This window comes from Micromonospora sp. HK10 (genome assembly GCF_000982955.1).
Lineage (GTDB): Bacteria > Actinomycetota > Actinomycetes > Mycobacteriales > Micromonosporaceae > Micromonospora.
The window spans coordinates 63239-82918 of the sequence record NZ_KQ058810.1 but is presented as its reverse complement, the minus strand read 5'-3'; the positions used below and the strand labels follow the sequence as shown (position 1 = coordinate 82918).

Below are 19680 nucleotides of genomic sequence, written 5' to 3'. Positions count from 1 at the left end.
GGTGTCCTCCCCCTTCCGCCGTCAGCTGGTGAAGATCGACTTCTTCTGGTTCTCGATGCTGGTGAGCAGCCCGCTGATGTCCTTCGGGTCCTTGATGAACTGCTGGATGGCCGGGATCATCACGGTCGAGGCGAAGTCCGGCCGGGTGTCCCGGTCGAGGAACTGGGCGATCTCGGTGGCCGAGCCGACCAGTTCGGCGGCCTTCTTCTGCAGCGCCGTGTAGCCGCTGGTGTCCGCGCTGGTGTTGGCCACCAGGGTGCTCGGGTCGTTCTTCACCGTGATGTTCGCGGCGTCCTTCGAGCCCAGGTATTCCAACAGCTTCTTGGCGTTGGCCTCGGACTTCGGCTTGCGGGCCATCATGTAGCCGTCGATCGGCGCGTCGAGGGCCTTGGCCCCGATCGTCGAGTCGACCTCGGGGAAGGTGAAGAAGTCCAGGTCGTCCTGCTCGTCGTTGTTGAACTGCTGGCCGACGAAGAGACCGAGCAGGTACATGCCGCTCTTCTTCTGCTGCAGCGACTGGGCGGCTTCCTGCCAGGTCCGGCCCAGGGCGTCCGGCTGGTGCAGGGGGAGCAGCCCGGCCCAGGTGTCGAAGACCTTCTTGACCTTGTCGGAGGTCCACGCCTCCTTGCCGGCCATCAGGTCGATGTGGAACTGGTAGCCGTTGATCCGCAGGTTGAGGATGTCGAAGGTGCCCATCGCGGGCCAGCCGTCCTTGTCGCCGAAGGCGATCGGGATCAGGCCGTCCTTCTTCATCTGGGTGCCGAGGGTGTTCAGGTCGTCCAGGGTCTTCGGCACCTGGTAGCCGTGCTGCTGCCAGACCGACTTGCGGTAGAAGACCGCCCACGGGTAGTACGACGCGGGCACGAAGTACTGCTTGCCGTCGTCGCCGGTCGAGGCCTTCTTGAAGGCGTCGGAGTAGCCGGAGAGCTTGCTCCAGACGTCGCTGGCGTCACCGGCCAGGCCCTTGCCGGCGAAGAACCGCATCCGGTAGCCGGCGAACCAGGTGAACACGTCGTCCGGCTTGCCCTGCAGGTAGTTGTTGATGTTCTCCTGGAACGTGTTGTGGTCGACGGTGTTGATGTTGACCGTGATGCCGGACGACGTCTTGAAGCCGTCCATCACCTTGGCGGTGACGTCCTTCGGCTTGGGGTCCGACTGGTTCGAACCGACCGAGACGACCTTCGAACCGGCACCGGAGTCGGAGTCGGAGTCGCCGCAGCCGGCGAGCAGGCCCGTGCCGAGCAGCGCGCCCGCGCCGGCCGCGCCGGCGAGCAGCGAGCGGCGGTTCAGGCCGGCGACGGACGGGGGTACGAGCCGGGCGAGGTACTCGGCTTCGGTACGAGGACGGGACATTGTGCCTCCTGCGTGGAAGAGGTGCGCTGCGCCCAAGGGCCGTGATGGGTGGCGGGGATCGGTGTTCGCGTCGGCAGCGGTAGATCCACCGTGAATCCACATGTCCGAACACAAACAGCCGGTGGCGCTTGAAGCTACCCCTTGGTTCCGCACTGTCAAGAGGCCGGATGGACAGCCATATCCCTGTGGTGACACGGCAAGGGGTCGGTAAACGTTGGAATTCCTGTCGATGTTGGAAAGTGTTGACTCGCGTGTCGTTCGGGGGCACCCTCTGCTGTCATGCGGAACTGGCAGGGCGAGCGCATCTGGTACGGCGCGGACTACAACCCGGAGCAGTGGCCCGAGCAGACCTGGGCCGAGGATGTCGACCTGATGCGCCGCGCCGGGGTCAACCTGGTCTCGGTCGGGATCTTCTCCTGGGCCCTGCTCGAGCCGGCCCCCGGCCGCTACGAGTTCGGCTGGCTCGACCGGGCGATCGACCTGCTGCACGACGGCGGGATCGGCGTCGACCTGGCCACCGCCACCGCCAGCCCGCCGCCCTGGCTGGCCCACCGGCACCCGGAGACGCTGCCCCGCCGGGCCGACGGCAGCATCCTCTGGCCGGGCGGGCGGCAGGCGTACTGCCCCAGCTCGCCGGTGTTCCGCGAGCGCTCGCTGGCCCTGGTCGAGGCCGTCGCCGGCCGGTACGCCGACCATCCGGCGGTGCTCATGTGGCACGTCTCCAACGAGCTGGGCTGCCACAACGTGCACTGCTACTGCGACGTCAGCGCGGCGGCGTTCCGCCGCTGGCTGCGCGAGCGCTACGGCGGCCTGGACGCGCTCAACGCCGCCTGGGGCACCGCGTTCTGGAGCCAGCGCTACCACGACTGGGCCGAGATCAACCCGCCGCGCGCCGCGCCGACCTTCGCCAACCCCACCCAGCAGCTGGACTTCCTGCGCTTCTCCTCCGACGAGCAGCGCGCCCAGCTCCGCGCCGAGCGGGAGCTGCTGACCCGGCTCGCCCCGCAGCCGGTCACCACGAACTTCATGATCGGCACCGGGATCAAATACCTGGACTACCACTCGTGGGCGTCCGACGTGGACCTGGTCGCCAACGACCACTACCTCAGCGCGGCCGACCCGCAGCCCCAGGTCAACCTGGCGCTCGCCGCCGACCACACCCGCGGCGTCGCCGGCGGCGCGCCGTGGCTGCTCATGGAACACTCCACCAGCGCGGTCAACTGGCAGCCCCGCAACGTCGCCAAGACGCCCGGTCAGCTGCGCCGCAACAGCCTGGCGCACGTGGCCCGGGGCGCCGACGGGGTGCTGTTCTTCCAATGGCGGGCCTCCCGCGCCGGCGCGGAGAAGTTCCACTCCGCGCTGGTCCCGCACGCCGGCCCGGAGACCAAGGTGTTCCGGGAGGTCTGCCGGCTCGGCGCCGACCTCGCGGCGCTGGCCGAGGTACGCGGCAGCCGGGTCGACGCCGAGGTGGCCATCCTCTTCGACTACGAGGCGTGGTGGGGCGCCGAACTCGACTCCCACCCGAGCGTCGACGTCACGTACACCGATCGGCTCTCCGCCCTGCACGGCGCGCTCTGGCGGGCCGGGGTGACCGCCGACGTGGTGCACCCGTCCGCCGACCTGTCCCGCTACCGGCTGGTCCTGGCGCCCACCCTCTACCTGGTGCGCGACGCCGACGCCGAGGCGCTGCGTCGGTACGTCGAGGCGGGCGGCACCGCCCTGGTCACCTACTTCAGCGGCATCGTCGACGAGCACGACCACATCCGGCTCGGCGGCTACCCCGGCGCGTTCCGCGACCTGCTCGGGGTGCGTACCGAAGAGTTCTTCCCGCTGCGCGCGGGCGAGTCGGTCCGCCTCGACGACGGCTCCACCGCCGACGTGTGGACCGAATGGCTGCACGCCGAGGGCGCCGAGGTGCTCGCCGCGTACGCCGACGGGCCACTGCCCGGGGTGCCGGCGCTGACCCGCCATCCGGTCGGCGGCGGTGCCGCCTGGTACCTGGCCACCCGGCTCGACGACGCGGCCACCGACCGGCTGGTCGCCCGGCTGCTCGCCGAGGCCGGCGTGCGCCCGGCGGCGGCCGCGCCGCCCGGGGTGGAGGTGGTCCGCCGTCGCTCGGCCGACCGGAGCTGGCTGTTCGTCATCAACCACACCGACGACGCGGCCCGGCTGCCGGTGACCGGCGCCGAACTGCTCGCCGGTGGCTGGTGCGACGGTGAACTGGTCGTGCCGGCGGGGGAGGTGGCTGTGGTCCGCGAGACGTCCGGTGCCGCCGGTGACCGGGCACAGCCGACCGGGCCGGACGCCGGCACCCCGGCGGCGGCCCGGACGACCGAGGCGGCCTGACCATCCGTGCCGCCGGAAGGAGGGTCCATGCTCGCCCAGCAACGGCAGAGCGCCATCCTGGAGCTGATCCGCCAGCGCGGTGGCGTCCGGGTCAGTCACCTGGTCAGCCGCTTCGGGGTGTCGGACATGACGATCCGGCGCGACCTGGAGGTGCTCGCCGATCGCGGTCTGATCGACAAGGTCCACGGCGGGGCGACCCTGGCCGGGCCCGGCTCGGCCGACGAGCCGGGCTTCGCGGCCAAGTCGATCCGGCAGCAGGCCGAGAAGCGGGCCATCGCCGAGCGGGCGGCCGGCCTGGTCGAACCGGGCATGGCGATCGCGCTCTCGGCCGGCACCACCACGGCGACCCTGGCCGCCCGGCTCGCCGACGTGCGCGGCCTCACCGTGGTCACCAACTCGATCCCGGTGGCGGACGTGCTCTACCAGAACCCCCGCCCGGACCAGACCGTCGTGCTCACCGGCGGCATCCGTACGCCGTCGGACGCGCTGACCGGACCGGTGGCCGAGGCGGCCATCGCCGCGCTCAACGTCGACCTGCTCTTCCTCGGCGTGCACGGGATGAGCCCGCGTACCGGCTTCACCACCCCGAACCTGCTGGAGGCGGCGGTCAACCGGCGGCTGATCGGCGCGGCCCGGCGGCTCGTGGTGCTCGCCGACCACACCAAGTGGGAGACCATCGGCATCGCCACCATCGGTCCGCTGGCGGAGGCGGACGTGCTGGTCACCGACGCCGGGCTGCCGGCCGATGTGCGCCGGCAGGTCGGTGAGCAGGTCGGCGAACTGATCGTCGTCGACGTCGAATGACTGGGGACGGAATCTTCTGGCTCTTCAAGGTGCCACCGCCCTACACCGACGTTGCGCACGATGAGCCGCTGGGCGGCCGGCTGTTCATGGAGTCGGACAAGGCCCTGCGGTACGTCCGCGCGTACGATCGGCTCCGGGAGGCCGCACTCAGCACGAGCGAGTCGGTGAAGCTGATCTCAGCACTCGCAGAGGAGCTGTCATGAGCGAGACCAGGCCCGACGTGGCGTGGCACATCAGCACCAAGAGCCCGGACAACGGCGGAAACTGTGTCGAGGCAGGGCCGCTGCTGGACGGCTCGGGGCGGGTGGCGGTTCGGCACAGCAAGGCGCGGGACGCTGCGACGATCATTTACACGGCCGAGGAATGGGCCGCTTTCGTCGGCGGCGTCAAGGACGGCGAGTTCGACTTCGGCTGAGCCCCGCACATTTCGACGGGTCGGCGACCGGGGGTGGGCTGCTGGCCGGCCGGGCACGAGGCCGGTGACTCCGCCGGCCGGCGGAGAGAAGCCGTGGACCCGGTCTGCCAACTTGGCCCGTCACGGGGAGACGTTGCCCGCCGGCCCGGCAGGTGTACGACGAATTGGTCGAGCGGGTGCGAGTTTAGGCTCGCGGCATGGCGATCGAGTACATCACCAGCACGAGCAACGACGTGTCAGACTTTTTTGTCCCGCTGGCTGACTTGTACAAAATTGTCTACGCTGAGCCGCCCTACGGGGAAGGTCCGGAGCAGGTGGCCCGCTTTCGTGAGGCCCTACCTGGCGAGGCGGAACGTTTGGGCTTCACCCTGATTGCCGCCGCTGAACGCGGCTCCTTGGTAGGCGCAGCCTATGGATGGACGATGCCGTCCGGCACCTGGTGGCAGCGCGCCGATGGCGAGCCGCCCGGCGAGTTGCGGGACGTCGAGAAGTTCGCAGTCATGGAGTGGATCGTCCATCCGCGCCGGCAGCGCCATGGTATCGGCGCTGAGCTGTTGCGCCGGCTGCTCGCCGACCGGAAGGAGCAGTACGCCACCCTCGCCTCCGACCCCCGCTCTCAGGCGCGAAAAATATACGCACGCAACGGATGGCGTCAGGTTGGCAAGTCTGTGTTGCCATGGGGGCCGCCGATGGATCTGCTCGTCCTACCTCTGCACCACGACGCCATTGCCTGAGCTCGGCGATCTCAGCCGCGCCTTTCAGGCACTTCACAGCCGTCCAGGTTAGGGTGCCCTGGGTGGCACGGCACGCTCCATGCTGGAGTGTGCCGAACGGTGGAAGCGGGAGTGGCGATGGTCTTCAAGAAGATGCTGAGCGCGTTCGGCGTGGGCGGCCCGAGCGTGGACACGGTGCTGACCAACCCGAACACCCGGCCCGGCCTGACCCTCGACGGGCACGTCAACCTCGTCGGCGGCGACGCACCGGCCCGCATCGAGCAGGTCACCGTCAGCCTGGTCACCCGGGTGGAGATCGAGGGCGGCGACAGCGAGTACGCCGGCATCATGGAATTCCACCGGATGCCGGTCAGTGGGGCGTTCGAGCTCGCCCCGAAGCAGCAGCTCGCCATCCCGTTCCAGCTCCCGGTGCCGTGGGAGACCCCGGTGACCGACGTGTACGGCCAGCGGCTGCACGGCATGACGATGGGGCTGCGGACCGAGCTGGCGGTGGCCCGCGCGGTGGACAAGACCGACCTGGACCACGTGGCGGTGCACCCGCTGCCGATCCACGAGCGGATCCTCGACGCGTTCCAGGCGCTGGGTTTCCGCTTCAAGCACGCCGACCTGGAGCGGGGCCGCATCCACGGGGTGCAGCAGACGCTGCCGTTCTACCAGGAGATCGAGTTCTTCGCGGCGCCGCAGTACGCCCAGACCGTCAGCGAGGTCGAGCTGACCTTCGTGACCGGTCAGCGGGGCGTCGAGGTGGTGCTGGAGTGCGACAAGCGGGGCGGCTTCCTCAGCGCCGGGCACGACGTCGTCGGCCGGTACGCCGTCGCGCACACCGACGCCGAGCGGACCGACTGGGTGCAGGTCGTGGACGGCTGGCTGCGGGAGACCACGGCCCGCTACGGCAGCCTGCGGGCGCCCGGCTACGGCGCCCACCACGGGCACGGCCGGCGGGGCCCGGGGATGGGCGGCATGGTGGCCGGCGCCGCGCTGGGCGTGGCCGGCGGCCTGGTCGCCGGCGAGTTGATCGAGGACGCCTTCGAGGGCGACTTCGGCGACTTCGGTGACTTCGGCGGCGAGTGACGGCACGCGACGGTGCCCCCGGGATGTGAATCCCCGGGGGCACCGTCGTCTCAGGTGTTGCTCCGGTCAGTGCCGGGCCTTCCGCTCGTCACCGCTGCGGAAGTTGCTGCCGGCCTTGGCCAGACCCCGGCTACCCAGGTATCCGATGGTCAGCAGCGTGATGAAGAACCAGGCCTGCGGGGCGCGGAAGATGTCCACCCCGACCGAGTTCTTACCGACCAGGAAGGACGCCACCAGCACCCCCGCGACGGCCGCGAGGTAGATCCAGAATTCCGTCGTCGCGAACGACGGCTTGGTCTCCGTGCCGGGCGCCTGCATCGCCTGCTCCCGGTGCCCGTCGTACATCGGCATCGGGCGGGTCGGCGTCTCCTGCATCGCGGTCCGGTTGGACATGTCCTGCGTCGGCCGGTTCATCGACCTGGTGGATGCAGCCTGCGTGCTCATCTGGTCCTCCTCAGGATTTGATGAGTCGTTCTCTGCACACCGCCCGCCCCGCTACCGCGTGTCGGCCACGGCGCGGTTCACGCTCTGTGGCGGGGGCACCCACCGTCTACCCGACCCCCTGGGCGGGGTAACCCCGGCCGCCGGCCGAATCCCGGACGCCGGGCCGCCCACGCCCGCCACCCGGGTCCGGGGGCGAGCGCCGCCGAACCGGACAGCCGGGTGGAGGAGGGGACAGACCACCCCCAGCCGTGTCCGCCGGCCGGTTTCAGCCGGCGGCCGTCGGGCACGCACGGTGGATCCCCGAGAGTTCTGCGAGGTGGTTGACGTGCGTGAGGACGACATGCGGCAGCAGGCCGCGCGGCGGGCCGAGGAGCGGATCGCCGGCGGTGTGTACGGCGAGGGCGCGCTCGACGAGGTCACGGTGCCGCAGACCGACGAGACCCGGGTGCTCCAGGAGAACGACTCGGACGACCCGGCGCACACCCCGGTGGATCCCACCATGCTCCGCGACGGCGGGCCGACCGGCGGTCAGGGCGCGGTGACCACCACCACCGGGACGGCCGGCCCGGCCAGCGTGCGCCGGGTGGCCCGCCAACCGGAACGGCACCCCGGCAAGGTGGCCCCGACCACCACCGGTGATGCCACCACCGGCGGCCTGAGCACCCCGGCCGGCGGCTCGACCAGCGACGCCTCGTCGGCCGGCGCCCAGGTCGGCAACTTCACCGACGAGGGCGCCAACCCCGGCTGAGCAGCCGGTACCGCGGCCGGCAGGGGGCGGAAGCCGTCACCTGCCGGCCGCGTCGGCACTGCCGGCCCGGCCGCACGCCAACCGGCCGCGGTCGTGGAACCTGGGTCAGGCGGTGCGCAGGATGCCCAGGCGCTGGGTGGCGCGGGTGAGCGCCACGTAGAGGTCGCTGTGCCCGCGCGGCGACTCGGCCACGATCCGCTCCGGATCCACCACCAGCACCGTGTCGAACTCCAGGCCCTTGGCCTGCTCGGTGGTGAGCAGCACCACCCGGTTCGCCAGCTCGGGCTGCTCGCCGACGGCGACCTCGGGCAGCGCGGCGACCACCGCCGCGGCCAACTCCTCGATCCAGCCGGTGGGGACGATCACCCCGAGCCGCCCGTCGGTCAGCGCGGCCGTCTCCCGCGCCGTCGCCGCCACCAGCTCCGCCGCCAGCCGGCCCGCCTCGACGGTACGGTCCCAGGGCGGCACGCCGGCGGCGCGTACCGAGCGGGGTGGGCGCAGCGCCGGGTCGATCGCGGTCAGCACGTCGGCGGCGACCGCCATGATCTCGGCCGGGGTGCGGTAGCTGACGGTCAGCTCCTCCAGCCGCCACCGGTCCGCCACGTACGGCCGCAGCGCCTCGGCCCAGGACGGCGTGCCGGAGAGCGCCCCGGTCTGCGCCACGTCCCCGACGATCGTCATCGACCGGCTCGGGCAGCGCCGCATCAGCAGCCGCCACGCCATCGGCGAGATCTCCTGCGCCTCATCGATGATGACGTGCCCGAACGCCCAGCTCCGGTCGGCGGCGGCCCGCTGCGCGGTGGTCAGCCGCTCGGCGTCCTCCTGCCGCTCCGAGAGCCGGTCGGCGTCGATCAGGTCGGTCACGCCGAGGATCTCGCCGCCGTCCGCCTCGTCCTCCACGTCGATGGAGCGGGAGCCGCGCCAGATCTCCAGCACGCCCTCGGCGTACTCGCGTTCCAGGGCGCGCAGCCGCTCCCGGCGGGCCACCGCGGCGCGTTCGTCCTCGCCGAGCAGCTCGGCCGCCTCGTCCAGCAGCGGCACGTCGGCCGGGGTCCACCCGCCGGGCGTCCGGTGCAGCAGCCCGCGCTCCGCCTCGGTGAGCATGGGCGCGGCCGCGGCGATCCGCTCCGGGTCGGCGTACAGGTCGGCGAGCAGGCGCTGCGGGGTGAGCACCGGCCAGAGCTCGTCCAGGGTGGCCTGGACCTCGGGCTCCTCGCGCAGCTCCCGGCGGATCTCGGCGACGTCGGCCTCGGCGAGCAGGTTCTCCCCGCCCAGCGGGTCGGCGCCGATCCGCTCGGCGACCTGGGCGGCGAGCGCGTGCACGATCTCCACATCGAACAGCGCGCGGGCCAGGTTGTGCGGGCGCTGCGAGCGCCGGACGCGCTCCCGGGCCTGCCGGACCACCGCCGGGTCGAGGGTGAGGATCTCCCGTTGCGGCAGCTCGATCTCCAGCGGCTCGTCGGGCACCCGCTGCCGGTCCAGGACGGCGTTGCCGAGCACCTCGACCATCACGGGCCGCCCCTTGAGCGCGGCCGTCCGGGCCGGTTCGGTGCGCCGCGCGCTGACCCCCGGGAACAGGTCGGCCTGGGTGCGCAGCAGCACACCGGTCTCGGCCAGGGCCGGCAGCACCTGGGAGATGTAGCGCAGGAAGGTGGCGTTCGGGCCGACCAGCAGCACGCCCCGGCTGGAAAGCTGCTCCCGGTGGGTGTAGAGCAGGTACGCGGCCCGGTGCAACGCCACCGCTGTCTTGCCGGTGCCGGGGCCGCCCTGCACCACCAGCACACCCGGCAGGTCGGCCCGGATGATCCGGTCCTGTTCGGCCTGGATGGTCTCCACGATGTCGCGCATCCGGCCGGTACGCCCCGCGTTCAGCGCCGCGAGCAGGGACGCCTCGCCGGTCAGCTCCTCGTGGGCGGTGGGGGAGGCGGCCGTGATGTCCAGCACCTCGTCGTTGAGGCCGGTGACCTTCCGCTGGCGGGTACGCAGGTGCCGGCGTCGCCGTACGCCCTGCGGGCTGGCGGCGGTGGCCAGGTAGAACGCCCGCGCGGCCGGGGCCCGCCAGTCCATCAGCAGCGGGTCGTAGTCGCCGGAGGTGTCGAAGATCCCGATCCGGCCGATGTAGCGGCGGGAACCGTCGTCGCCGTCGAGGCGGCCGAAGCAGAGCCCGCTCTCCACGGCGGAGTAGCGGTCGACCTGCTCGGCGTACATGCCGACGGCGGAGTCCCGCTGGGAGCGGGCCTGCTGCGTGCCGCCGGTGTTGCGCAGCTCCTCGGTGAGCCGCCGGGCGGCCTGCTCGCGCATGCCGTCCAGCCGACCGTAGAGCATCGAGACGTACTCCTGCTCGCGGCCGATCTCGTCGTCCTGGTCCAGCCCACCCGGCACGTCGGAGTGCGTTGACAAACCGGCTCCCCATTCGCTATAGTCCAGCAGAGGAATGGCCTTTCGGGCCGTTCCTTTTTGTGTTTGAACTGCACAAGATACCGCGCGGCCCACCGCCGGACCAAGCCCGCCCGACCCGCCGATCCGCCGGCACTCCGCTGCGCTGGGAACGCGGTCGGGGGCCCGGCCGGCTCGCGCCGACCGGGCCCCCGACGGGCCCTGCTCCGCTCAGACCTCGCGCTCCGCTCAGACCGTGGCCGCCGCGTAGAGCCGCTCCGGCCGGACCAGGCCGGCGAGTACCCGGCCGTCGTCGGTGAGCAGCACGCTGAACAGCTTCCCGGTGAGCAGCCGCCCGCTGCCCCAGTCGCCGCTGACCTTCGTCAGGTCGCCGAGCACCTTGCCCAGCATGTCCGCCCCGGCCGCGCCGGCCGCCCCGGCCGGCGCCGTGCTGCCGCCGGGGGTGTCGCCGGCCGCGCCGAGCTTCGCCACCAGCACCGTGGTCCAACCGGTGCCGACGGTACGCACATCCGGCGCGTTGCCGGGCCGGTCGCCGCCCGGTCCGCTCTTACCGTGGTCGCCGCCCGGCCGGTGCATGCCGGCCGGCCCATGCCCGTCGCCCTTGTCCTCGGTGACGCGCACCCCCGGCGGCGGGTTGAACCGGAACTGGTCCGCGTCCGGGGTGCGGAAGTCGACCTGGGTGAAGGCGACCTCGACAGCCGGCTCCTGCACGCCGTCGGCGAGCAGCTCGAAGCGCAGCGGCACGTGCTCCTTGGCGTCCAGCGCGATCCGCACCTGGTGCACCAGGGAGTCCTTGTCGCGCGGGGTCAGCACCAGTTCGTACACGCTGCGCCCGGCCACCGTCGACGAGCGGCCGACGGTGACCGCGGTGCTCGGGTCGATGGCCGCCAGGGCGCGGTCCGCGGCATCGGCCGGGGTGGCCGGCGCGGACGGCGTCTCCGCCGCGTCGGCCGGCAGCGTCCGGTGCGACGCGGTGTTGGTTCGGCTGCTCCAGGTCCACACGTCGCGGCCGTCGCGCAGCACGTCGCGTTCGCCGAGCGTGTCGAGCAGCGCCAGCCGCTGGCGCTGCGGGCCGGCGTACCAGACCCGCAGGGTGTGGGTGCCGGTGAGCAGGCTGGTCAGCTCGGTTCCGCCGGCCGCCCCGGCCAGCCCGGCCAGCGGCGGCAGCCCCAGGTCGGCGCGCTGGACCACCGTGCCGGATAGCCCATCGAGGCGGGACGTACGCAGGTCGTCCAGGAGCTGGGCGGCGGTCCGCGGCGGCAGGGCCGGGTCGGCCCCGGCGGCGAACGTGCCGACCAGGGCGCCGCCGCCGACCACGACGACCCCCGCGGTCACCGGGACCAGCCAGCGCAGCACGGCGCGGTTCTTCAGTACGGGCATGTTGTGCACCTCCTGACCGTAATGCTGCGCCCCGGTCGCTGTGAGGCCGCTGAGGAGAATCCCTAGGGGCGGTCACCGGGTGGCACCCTTGGACCGTGCGGTTGCTGGTGGTGGAGGACGAGGCGCGGCTCGCCGCCGCGTTGCGGCGCGGGCTGATGGCCGAGGGCTTCGCGGTGGACGTGGCCGCCACCGGCCCGGCCGGCCTGGACGCCGCCCGGCACGGCGACTACGACGCGATGATCCTCGACGTGATGCTGCCGGGCCTGTCCGGGTACGAGGTGGTGCGCCGGCTCCGGGCCGGCGAACACTGGCTGCCGGTGCTCATGCTCTCGGCCAAGGACGGCGAGTACGACCAGGCCGACGGGCTCGACTGCGGCGCCGACGACTACCTCACCAAGCCGTTCTCGTACGTGGTGCTGCTGGCCCGGCTGCGGGCCCTGCTCCGCCGGGGCGCGCCCGAACGCCCGGCCGTACTCACCGTGGGTGACCTGAGGCTGGATCCGGCCCGCCGGCGGGTGACCCGGGCCGACGCCGAGGTGGTCCTGACCGCCCGCGAGTACGCCCTGCTGGACTACCTGATGCGCCGGCCCGGCGAGGTGGTCTCCAAGACCGAACTGCTCGACCACGTCTGGGACGCCAGCCTGGAGACCGCCCCGAACGCCGTCGAGGTCTACGTCGGCTACCTGCGCCGCAAGATCGGCCGGGACCGCCTGGAAACGGTCCGCGGTGCCGGCTACCGCCTCGCCACATGAGCCGGCGGGGACGGGGGCGCGCGGACCGCGTCCGCCGGGGCCCCCGGCTGAACCTCGGCCTGCGCGCCCGGCTGATGGCGATCGGCGTGCTCGGGCTCGTCGTCGGTCTCGCGCTCGGCGGCACGTTGCTGCTCGGCGCGCTCGGCTGGACGCTGCAACGCACCGTCGACGCCGAGGCGTTGCGGACCGCCGACGCGGTCGCCCTGCTGGCCGCCTCGGAGGCCCTGCCCGATCCGCTGCCGGTGGCCGGCGGCCAACTCCGGGTGCAGGTGGTGGACGCGGCCGGCCGGGTCCGGGCGGCCTCGATCGACGCCGACCGGCTGGTGCCGATGCTCGACCAGGAGCAGCTGCGCGCCGGGCAGCGCCAGCGGCTGGTGGTGGACGGCCGGCGGGTGGGCATGGCCGGGCCGGTGCGGGTGGTGACCGTGCCCGCCGGCACCCCGGCCGAACCGCTCACCGTCCTGGTCGCCAAGTCGCTCAGCGATGTCCGGCACAGCCTGCACGTGGTCCGGACCCTGCTGCTGGTGGGCTTCCCGCTGCTGGTCGCCGGCATGGCCGTGGTCGCCTGGCGGGTGGTGGGGGCCACCCTGCGCCCGGTGGAGGCGCTGCGCCGGGGCGCCGCCGAGATCACCGACCGGGCCGGTCCGGGGCGCTTGCCCGTGCCGGCCGCCCGCGACGAGATCCAGCGGCTGGCGGTCACCCTCAACGACATGCTGGACCGGTTGGCGGCGGCCCGGGCCCGGCAGCGGGCGTTCGTCGCCGACGCCGCACACGAGCTGCGCAGCCCGTTGACGAACATGCGGACCGAGCTGGAGGTGGCCCGCCGGCTCGGCGACGCCACGGACTGGCCGGCGGTCGCCGACGATCTGCTCGCCGACACCGAACGCCTCGGCCGGCTCGTCGACGACCTGCTGCTGCTGGCCCGCCTCGACGAGCAGCCCGCCCGCCGGCCCGGGCCCAGCGCCGGCCCGGTCGAGCTGGGGGAGTTGCTGCGTACGGTGGCCGACCGGTACCCCGCCCCGCCGGTACGGCTGCGCCCGCCCGCCGCACCGCTCTGGACCGAGGGGGACCCGGGCGAGCTGCACCGGGTGATCACCAACCTGGTGGACAACGCGCTGCGGCACGCCCGCAGCGAGGTGGTGCTCACCGTGACCGGCCCGGAGCCGGCCGGTCCGCCGTCGACGCGGCATGGGGCCGGTGCGGGGCCCGAGGGCACGACACCGGCACCGGGCTGGGCCGGCGCAGGGCTGGCCGGCCCGGTATCGGCGCAGCGTGGGGTCGGTGCGGGGCCCGAGGGCGCGACCCCGGCTGGGACCGGCGCGGGGCTGGCCGGCCCGGTGCCCGCGCGGGGCGGGACCGGAGGCGCCGTGCCGACGCCGGGTGAGGCTGGCGCGGGGCCAGCCGGTCGGATGGCCGCGCGGCGGAGGGCCGGAGCGGAGCTGGCCGGTCCGGTGGCCGCGCGGCGTGGGGCCGGCGCAGCGGCCGGCGGCGCCGTGCCGACGCCGCGCCCGGCCGGGTCGGGGGAGCGGGGGTACCACCTGGTGACGGTGACCGACGACGGGCCGGGCATCCCGGCGGCGGACCGGGAGCGGGTCTTCGAGCGGTTCACCCGGCTGGACGACGCGCGGGCGCGGGACGACGGCGGTGCCGGGCTGGGCCTGGCCATCGTGCGGGAACTGGTCCGCCGGGCCGGCGGCAGCGTCGAACTCGCCGACGCCGGGCCCGGCATCGGGTCCGGGCTGCGGGTGACGGTACGGCTGCCCGCGCTGGACGTGCCCGAGGCGGACTGAGCGCTGCGGGTGACGGTACGGCTGCCGGCGCTGGACGTGCCCGAGCCGGACTGAGCGCTGCGGGTGACGGTACGGCTGCCCGCGCTGGACGTGCCCGAGGCGGACTGAGCACTGCGCGGCCGGCGGTCAGCCGGGGCGGGCCGGTGCGGATCAGCCCCGGCGGGTGCAGACCGGCGCGGCCCGGGCGACGGTGTCGGTGGACCAGACCACGGCCACCGTGAAGCAGTAGTCGATGTTGCGGCTCAACCCGTAGGCGACGTAGCTGTCGGTGCCGGCCGGCAACTCCTGGAAGGTGCGCTGGGTGTCCCGGCTGCGACCGCCGGCGATCACCACCGGCCCCTCCGCGCCGGCCGGGTACGTCCAGCTCAGCAGGATGCTGTCCCGTCGGTCGACGAGCCGCACGGTGCCCGGCGGACTGCCCGGCGAGGCCGGCGCGGCGCTCGGCGTGCCGCTCCGGCCGGTGCCGGTCGGAGCGGTGGCGGTGGGACCGGCCGCGGTGGTGCGGGCCGGCGCGGGGGTGTCGCGGGAGCGGTCCACCCGGGACACCCCGGCGACCACCGCGATGACGCCGAGCAGCAGCGCCACGATCACGCCGGCCACCACCAGTGGCAGCCAGGGCCGGCCGGGGCGCACCGGCTCCGGCTCGGGCTGGCGCGGCACGTGCACCGGCAGGTAGCGCGACGGCGACTCCGGCTCGGCGGACCCGGGCACCCGGCGGACGCCCGGCTCCTCGTCGGTGAGCCCGACCACGGTCGGCGGCAGGGCGCTCTCCCGCACCGGCCAGGTGTCCTCCGGCTGCTCGTCGGGGGGCCACTCGTCGTCGGCCGGCCCGCCGAACCCGTCCGGGTCAGCCGGTCCGCCGAACCGGTCCCGGTCCGGGTCGGCCGGCCTGCCGAACCGGTCCCCGTCCGGGTCGGCCGGTCCGCCGAACCGGTCCCGGTCCAGCCTCGCGAAGGGGTCCCCGTGGGCCGGTCCGCCGAACCGGTCCTCGTCGGCCATGCCGATGGGGTCGTCGTGGGTCGAGCCCGCGAACCGGTCGTCGTCGGGTGTGCCGAAGTGGTCCTGGGCCGGCCCGCCGAAGCGGTCGTCGTAGGGCATCCCGAGAGGGCCCTGGTGGGTCGAGCCGGTGAGCCGGTCGTCGTCCGCGACGGCGAAGGGGTCCTGGTCGGCCGGTCCGCCGAAGCGGTCGTCGTCGGGCCCGCCGAAGCCGTCCTGCTCGGCCGGGGCGCCGAAGCGGTCGTCGTCGGCCTCGGGCGCGACCCGGGGGGTGGGCACGTGGGTGCCGCCGATCGGGTCGGCCGGCTCGGCGGTGCGGGCCGGTGGACGGTAGACCGGCGGCTCGGGCGGGCCCTCGGCGGCCGGCGGGACCCGGGCGGCCGGCACCACCGGCGCCGCCGCGGCCGGCTCGCAGACGTGGTCCGGATCGGCGGCCGTCCGGACCAGCGTCGACACCTGCGCGGCGAGCGGGTCGTCGGCGGCCAGGTGCGCCGCGGACAGCTCCTCGGCCAGCGCCAGGTGCTCGTGGGACTCGGCGTACCGGCCGCAGTCGCGTTCCATCGCGCCGAGCTTGGCCAGCATTTTGATGCCGCTGGGGTGGCCGTCGCCGTACACCTCGCGGTGCAGCTCCCAGGCGTCCTGGAGCCGGTCACGGGCCAGCTCGCATTGGCCTCGGGCGTACTCCACGGTGGCCAGGTCGGCGTGCGCGGCGAGGACCCGCTGCGACTCCGGGCCGTCGCGGGCGGTCAGCTCGATGATGACGTCGGAGTAGAGCCGGGCGGCCCGGGCGTCGCTGCCGACCCGGTGCAGCACGGCGGCCAGGGTGGCGGCGGCGGTGATGGCGCGCTCGTCGGAGCGGCCGTACAGCCGGGTGGCCGCCGCGTACGCGAAGGCGGCCCAGCCACGCGCGGAGTGCGGCTCGCCGAGGGCGACGAGCACCCGGGCCTGGAGGCCGGCGGCGTCGGCCAGCTCGGGGGAGGCGTTGGCGGGACGCGGGTCGACGTCGGTCAGCGCGTCGGCGAGCAGCCGCTGGGCGCCGGCCAGGTCGCCTTCGGACACCAGGTGGTGCGCCTGGACCGTCAGTTCACCGAAGCCGGAGGACACGCCCCATCGTGCTCATTCGGCGACGGTAAGTACAACCCCCGGAGTGGATCAGTTTGGTCAGGATCCGGTCAGGTGCTCGGCGAGGGTCTCGCTGATCCGCCGGAGCTGGTCGACCTGGGCCGGGCTGAGCGCGTCGAACAGGTGCCGGCGTACCCCCGCGACGTGGCCGGGCGCGGCGGCCGCGAGGGTGGCGAAGCCGTCGTCGGTGAGGACGGCGAGCTGCCCGCGCCGGTCGGTGGGGCAGTCCTCCCGGCGGATCCAGCCGGCCGCCTCCAACCGGGACGCCGCGTGGGAGAGCCGGCTGCGCGAGGAGCCGGTGGCGTCGGCGAGTTCGCTCATCCGCAGCCGCCGGTCGGGGGCCTCGGAGAGCCGGACCAGGATCTCGTAGTAGGCGTGCGGCATGCCCGCGTCGCGTTGCAGCTCGCGGTCGAGGGTGTCCATCAGCGCCCGGGAGGCGGCCAGGAAGGCGCGCCAGGTCCGCTGCTCGTCGGGGTCCAACCACCGGGTCATGACGCCCATCATAGCCGCGGTTGTTGAAGGCTCAACTATCTCGCGCTACCGTGGGGGGCATGGGAATCCATCGCCTCAACCACGCCGTGCTCTACGTCCGTGACCTGGACCGCAGCGTCGCCTTCTACCGGGACGTGCTGGGCTTCCGCCCGGTGCCGATGACGCCGGACGGGTTCCGGGGCGCCGCCTTCCTCCAGGCGGCCGACTCCACCAACGACCACGACCTCGGGCTGTTCGAGATCGGTTCCGCCGCCGGCGCCTCGCCGGCCGGCCGGACCGCCGTGGGCCTCTACCACCTCGCCTGGGAGCTGGACACCCTGGACGAGCTGGCCGCCACCGCCGAGCGGCTGGCCGCCGCGAACGCGCTGGTCGGCACCTCCGACCACGGCACCACGAAGAGCCTCTACGGGCGCGACCCGGACGGCCTGGAGTTCGAGATCGTCTGGATCGTCCCGGCCGACCGGCTCGACGACGCCGCGCTCGCCGCCCGCAAGCGCATCGGTCGCCTCGACCTGGACCGGGAGCGGGCGCGCTACGGCGGGCAGACCCGTGGCGGGGTGGGCATCTCCGTCCCGGCCTGACCGCACCGCCGGTGTCCGCCCGACCCGCTGGGCCCGACCACCCCGCCGGTGTCCGCCCGACCCGCTGGGCCGGGCCGCACCGGCCGTCGCCGGCCGCACCGCGGGCCCGCTCCGGCCGCCGATGCGGTAGAACGGCAGCATGTCGACCGACGCCGTCCTACGCGAACTGCTCGTCCGGCAGCTCGACCACTGGTTGCCGGGGGCGCTGCACCGCTCCCGGCGGGCCACCCTGGCCCTCGCGTACGCCGAAGGTGACGCCGGCGGCGCGGAGGCCGCGCTGCTGGTGGTGGCCGAGTTCGCCGACCGGCTGCGCGGCCGGCGGCTGACGGTGCTCGTGCTGGGCGGGGGCGGTACCGAGCTGCCGGTCCGGCTGGGCGCCGCCGAGGCCGCCCTGCCGGCGGACGTCGCCGTGCACGTGGTGCCCGGCGCGCCGGACCGGCTGCCGGTGGCGCTCAAGGCGGCCGGCGCGGCCGGCGCCCCGCTGCTGGCCGTGATCGAGGGTGGGGACCCGGACCCGGGCGTGCTCGCGGCCGTCGCCTCCGGCCGCCCGGCCGAGCTGCTGCTGGTCACCCCGGCCGGCCGCTCCCTGCGCGGGGCGTTGACCGACGCCGGCTTTCCGCTGGTGACCGAGGTGGAGTTGGTGCCCGACGACGGCGGGCCGGCCCGGCTGTTCAGCTACGGCACCGGCTCGGACAAGGGGCTGGAAGTGCTCAAGGACGCGCTCTGGGCGGTCGACGAGTACGCCGGCGTGCGCTACCGCGACCCGGCCGACCCCGCCGGGCGGCTGCTCGCCATCAGCCTCGACCCGGAGCCCGGCCCGCTGCGCCGGGAGTTGCTGGCCGAGCTGGCCCGCTCCGGCCCGCGTACGGTGACCGAGCTGCGCCGCTTCGCCGCCACCTCGACGGTCTACCGGGCCGCCGACGCCAACCGGGCGCTGGCCTCGCTGCTCGCCGCCGGTGCGGTGACCCGGGACCCGGAGCACGGCCGGCTCGGCGGCGACGTGGTGGTCAGCGCCGCGCCGGGCGGGGACGCTGGATCAGCTGCCTGACCACGATGGACGCGCCGGTCGCGATCACCCCGACCGTGAAGATCATCTGGGCGCAGACCACCACCCGGGCGACCTGTCCCTGGGCGTGCACGTCGCCGTAGCCGACCGTGGTCAGGGTGGTCAGGGCGAAGTAGAGCGCGTCGACGCGGGTGCGCAGGCCGGCGAACTCGCCCGGCCGGGTGTTCGCCACCACGTAGTCGGCGAGCGCGAAGACCAGCAACCCGGCGATCAGCGTGACGGCGAGCCGGATCAGCGCCCGGCTCTCCGCCTCGCCGGTCGGCTGCTGCACGGCGAGTTGGCGACGGACCTGGCCGGTGACCAGGAACGCCACCACGATCACCAGGACCAGGGTGGCGGCCGAACGCAGCGCCAGCCGCAGCCCGTTCGGGTCCGGCTCCACCGGGACGGTGAAGTAGGCGATCAGCAGCAGCGCGACGGCCAGCGCTGCCAGCCGCCGCTCCCGCCGGAAGGACTCGTTGGCCATGCGGCGATTGTCCGATGTCCCGCTCCCGGTGGCGGCGGAACGGCGAGGCTGGGCGACCTGCCCCGAATGTCGAGCGGGGGCGCCGGTGAGCCACCGGCGCCCCGCTCGACATTCGGGAGGTCATGCCCGGGACTTGTCCTGCTTCCAGGAGATCGGACCCGGCAGGTCCACGCGGTGGGCACGGGTCCGGGAGTTCCAGGACCACTTGCCGATCTTGATGCTCCAGGACGAGAAGCCGTTCTCGGTGAAGTGGAGGATCAGCGGGCCGATCTTCTTTCGCTTGCGGAACACGATGCCCATGACCGGGCTCCTCTCAGTGGTCTCCCTGCTTCTGCGCGATCGAACATGCCCAAGCGTCGCTGTCGCCAAACCGGCCGGCTCCGCACTGGACGGTGAGCGGCGACCGCCTAATCCCCATTAATCAGGTGGGTGTTGCGGGGCGGTAAACGCTGGCTGGAACGGGCTGGAAACAAAGCAAGCGATGCCGGTCTCACTCCATGGAAGAGCGTTGACCGGCCCGGAAGGTGGCCGGCAGCATGAGGTCATGTCGCAGCGGGACGAGCTTCTCCTCACCGCTCGCGTGCACGTCGACCTGGTCCGGCACGCGAGCGCGCTCTGTTGAGCTGACCGCTCACCGCCTCCCCGCCCGCCCGCTCCCGTCGCCGACGCACCGACGCGCCGGCCGGTCGCGGCGTGCCCTCACCCGCCCTCGTGGGCTTCCTC

At 73.8% G+C, this 19680-nt stretch carries 19 protein-coding genes and 1 pseudogene; 12 read left to right on the top strand and 8 right to left on the bottom strand.

The genetic code is table 11. From position 1 onward, the window contains the following. Positions 1–21: 21 nt before the first annotated feature. Positions 22–1353 carry an ABC transporter substrate-binding protein gene (locus LQ51_RS13035; protein WP_046565533.1) on the bottom strand — a complete coding sequence of 444 codons (1332 nt, stop codon included), beginning with the start codon at positions 1351–1353 and terminating at the stop codon, positions 22–24. Positions 1354–1632: 279 nt separating this feature from the next. On the opposite strand from LQ51_RS13035, the gene LQ51_RS13030 reads away from it, so the two are divergent. The 6 genes and pseudogenes from LQ51_RS13030 (at position 1633) to LQ51_RS13005 (ending at position 6723) form a co-directional block, all read left to right on the top strand. Beyond that, positions 1633–3699 carry a beta-galactosidase gene (locus LQ51_RS13030; RefSeq protein ID WP_231605730.1) on the top strand — a complete coding sequence of 689 codons (2067 nt, stop codon included), beginning with the start codon at positions 1633–1635 and terminating at the stop codon, positions 3697–3699. Between the two features lie 27 nt (positions 3700–3726). After that, positions 3727–4503 carry a DeoR/GlpR family DNA-binding transcription regulator gene (locus tag LQ51_RS13025; RefSeq protein WP_046565531.1) on the top strand — a complete coding sequence of 259 codons (777 nt, stop codon included), beginning with the start codon at positions 3727–3729 and terminating at the stop codon, positions 4501–4503. Positions 4504–4508: 5 nt separating this feature from the next. Beyond that, positions 4509–4706 (top strand): annotated as a pseudogene (locus LQ51_RS13020) (Scr1 family TA system antitoxin-like transcriptional regulator); the annotation flags it as partial. Continuing rightward, complete coding sequence (locus LQ51_RS13015) at positions 4703–4918, top strand: DUF397 domain-containing protein (protein ID WP_046565527.1); 216 nt, start codon at positions 4703–4705, stop codon at positions 4916–4918. The pseudogene LQ51_RS13020 and the gene LQ51_RS13015, both read left to right, overlap by 4 nt. A gap of 197 nt (positions 4919–5115) precedes the next feature. Next, positions 5116–5652 (top strand): GNAT family N-acetyltransferase, encoded by a 537-nt coding sequence (locus tag LQ51_RS13010; RefSeq protein WP_046565525.1) that lies wholly within the window; start codon positions 5116–5118, stop codon positions 5650–5652. Between the two features lie 117 nt (positions 5653–5769). Next, a complete protein-coding gene (locus LQ51_RS13005; RefSeq protein WP_046565628.1) occupies positions 5770–6723 on the top strand; it encodes a sporulation protein in 954 nt (317 codons plus the stop codon). A 66-nt stretch (positions 6724–6789) separates the two neighbouring features. Here the strand turns inward: LQ51_RS13005 and LQ51_RS13000 are convergent, their stop codons facing one another. Beyond that, the gene (locus LQ51_RS13000; protein WP_046565523.1) at positions 6790–7167 is read right to left on the bottom strand and encodes a hypothetical protein; all 378 of its coding nucleotides are present in this window, start codon (positions 7165–7167) and stop codon (positions 6790–6792) included. A gap of 325 nt (positions 7168–7492) precedes the next feature. On the opposite strand from LQ51_RS13000, the gene LQ51_RS12995 reads away from it, so the two are divergent. After that, a complete protein-coding gene (locus LQ51_RS12995; protein WP_046565627.1) occupies positions 7493–7915 on the top strand; it encodes a hypothetical protein in 423 nt (140 codons plus the stop codon). A 105-nt stretch (positions 7916–8020) separates the two neighbouring features. Here the strand turns inward: LQ51_RS12995 and LQ51_RS12990 are convergent, their stop codons facing one another. Then, positions 8021–10240: a HelD family protein gene (locus LQ51_RS12990; protein ID WP_197087689.1), complete on the bottom strand. Its 2220-nt coding sequence runs from the start codon at positions 10238–10240 to the stop codon at positions 8021–8023. 300 nt (positions 10241–10540) lie between these two features. Further along, on the bottom strand, positions 10541–11692 hold the full coding sequence (locus LQ51_RS12985) for a LolA family protein (RefSeq protein ID WP_046565625.1): 1152 nt from the start codon (positions 11690–11692) through the stop codon (positions 10541–10543). A gap of 95 nt (positions 11693–11787) precedes the next feature. Here LQ51_RS12985 and LQ51_RS12980 point away from each other — a divergent pair, with 95 nt between their 5' ends. Next, the gene (locus LQ51_RS12980) at positions 11788–12444 is read left to right on the top strand and encodes a response regulator transcription factor (protein WP_046565518.1); all 657 of its coding nucleotides are present in this window, start codon (positions 11788–11790) and stop codon (positions 12442–12444) included. Next, a complete protein-coding gene (locus LQ51_RS34530; protein WP_082159405.1) occupies positions 12441–14234 on the top strand; it encodes an ATP-binding protein in 1794 nt (597 codons plus the stop codon). The genes LQ51_RS12980 and LQ51_RS34530 overlap by 4 nt, the downstream gene beginning before the upstream one ends. 150 nt (positions 14235–14384) lie before the next feature. Here the strand turns inward: LQ51_RS34530 and LQ51_RS12970 are convergent, their stop codons facing one another. Both LQ51_RS12970 and LQ51_RS12965 read right to left on the bottom strand, forming a co-directional pair. Further along, complete coding sequence (locus LQ51_RS12970; protein WP_082159404.1) at positions 14385–16334, bottom strand: tetratricopeptide repeat protein; 1950 nt, start codon at positions 16332–16334, stop codon at positions 14385–14387. 57 nt (positions 16335–16391) lie between these two features. Then, positions 16392–16853: a MarR family winged helix-turn-helix transcriptional regulator gene (locus tag LQ51_RS12965; protein WP_052744864.1), complete on the bottom strand. Its 462-nt coding sequence runs from the start codon at positions 16851–16853 to the stop codon at positions 16392–16394. A gap of 50 nt (positions 16854–16903) precedes the next feature. On the opposite strand from LQ51_RS12965, the gene LQ51_RS12960 reads away from it, so the two are divergent. Both LQ51_RS12960 and LQ51_RS12955 read left to right on the top strand, forming a co-directional pair. After that, positions 16904–17425, top strand: coding sequence for a VOC family protein (locus LQ51_RS12960; RefSeq protein WP_046565514.1), 522 nt, complete (start codon positions 16904–16906; stop codon positions 17423–17425). Between the two features lie 139 nt (positions 17426–17564). Further along, on the top strand, positions 17565–18473 hold the full coding sequence (locus LQ51_RS12955; RefSeq protein WP_046565512.1) for a hypothetical protein: 909 nt from the start codon (positions 17565–17567) through the stop codon (positions 18471–18473). Here the strand turns inward: LQ51_RS12955 and LQ51_RS12950 are convergent. Further along, complete coding sequence (locus LQ51_RS12950) at positions 18433–18957, bottom strand: potassium channel family protein (protein WP_046565510.1); 525 nt, start codon at positions 18955–18957, stop codon at positions 18433–18435. The genes LQ51_RS12955 and LQ51_RS12950 overlap by 41 nt on opposite strands. A 120-nt stretch (positions 18958–19077) precedes the next feature. Then, on the bottom strand, positions 19078–19257 hold the full coding sequence (locus LQ51_RS12945; RefSeq protein ID WP_046565507.1) for a DUF4236 domain-containing protein: 180 nt from the start codon (positions 19255–19257) through the stop codon (positions 19078–19080). Positions 19258–19465: 208 nt separating this feature from the next. Here LQ51_RS12945 and LQ51_RS34525 point away from each other — a divergent pair, with 208 nt between their 5' ends. After that, positions 19466–19579 (top strand): putative leader peptide, encoded by a 114-nt coding sequence (locus LQ51_RS34525; protein ID WP_369799848.1) that lies wholly within the window; start codon positions 19466–19468, stop codon positions 19577–19579. Positions 19580–19680 lie beyond the last annotated feature (101 nt).

What these genes read in the sequence shown, in the direction of transcription:
- LQ51_RS13035 (WP_046565533.1), bottom strand. Translation starts at nt 1,353, where the DNA reads ATGTCCCGTCCTCGTACCGAAGCCGAGTACCTCGCCCGGCTCGTACCC.
- LQ51_RS13030 (WP_231605730.1), top strand. Translation starts at nt 1,633, where the DNA reads ATGCGGAACTGGCAGGGCGAGCGCATCTGGTACGGCGCGGACTACAAC.
- LQ51_RS13025 (WP_046565531.1), top strand. Translation starts at nt 3,727, where the DNA reads ATGCTCGCCCAGCAACGGCAGAGCGCCATCCTGGAGCTGATCCGCCAG.
- LQ51_RS13015 (WP_046565527.1), top strand. Translation starts at nt 4,703, where the DNA reads ATGAGCGAGACCAGGCCCGACGTGGCGTGGCACATCAGCACCAAGAGC.
- LQ51_RS13010 (WP_046565525.1), top strand. Translation starts at nt 5,116, where the DNA reads ATGGCGATCGAGTACATCACCAGCACGAGCAACGACGTGTCAGACTTT.
- LQ51_RS13005 (WP_046565628.1), top strand. Translation starts at nt 5,770, where the DNA reads ATGGTCTTCAAGAAGATGCTGAGCGCGTTCGGCGTGGGCGGCCCGAGC.
- LQ51_RS13000 (WP_046565523.1), bottom strand. Translation starts at nt 7,167, where the DNA reads ATGAGCACGCAGGCTGCATCCACCAGGTCGATGAACCGGCCGACGCAG.
- LQ51_RS12990 (WP_197087689.1), bottom strand. Translation starts at nt 10,240, where the DNA reads ATGCTCTACGGTCGGCTGGACGGCATGCGCGAGCAGGCCGCCCGGCGG.
- LQ51_RS12985 (WP_046565625.1), bottom strand. Translation starts at nt 11,692, where the DNA reads ATGCCCGTACTGAAGAACCGCGCCGTGCTGCGCTGGCTGGTCCCGGTG.
- LQ51_RS34530 (WP_082159405.1), top strand. Translation starts at nt 12,441, where the DNA reads ATGAGCCGGCGGGGACGGGGGCGCGCGGACCGCGTCCGCCGGGGCCCC.
- LQ51_RS12965 (WP_052744864.1), bottom strand. Translation starts at nt 16,853, where the DNA reads ATGGGCGTCATGACCCGGTGGTTGGACCCCGACGAGCAGCGGACCTGG.
- LQ51_RS12960 (WP_046565514.1), top strand. Translation starts at nt 16,904, where the DNA reads ATGGGAATCCATCGCCTCAACCACGCCGTGCTCTACGTCCGTGACCTG.
- LQ51_RS12955 (WP_046565512.1), top strand. Translation starts at nt 17,565, where the DNA reads ATGTCGACCGACGCCGTCCTACGCGAACTGCTCGTCCGGCAGCTCGAC.
- LQ51_RS12950 (WP_046565510.1), bottom strand. Translation starts at nt 18,957, where the DNA reads ATGGCCAACGAGTCCTTCCGGCGGGAGCGGCGGCTGGCAGCGCTGGCC.
- LQ51_RS12945 (WP_046565507.1), bottom strand. Translation starts at nt 19,257, where the DNA reads ATGGGCATCGTGTTCCGCAAGCGAAAGAAGATCGGCCCGCTGATCCTC.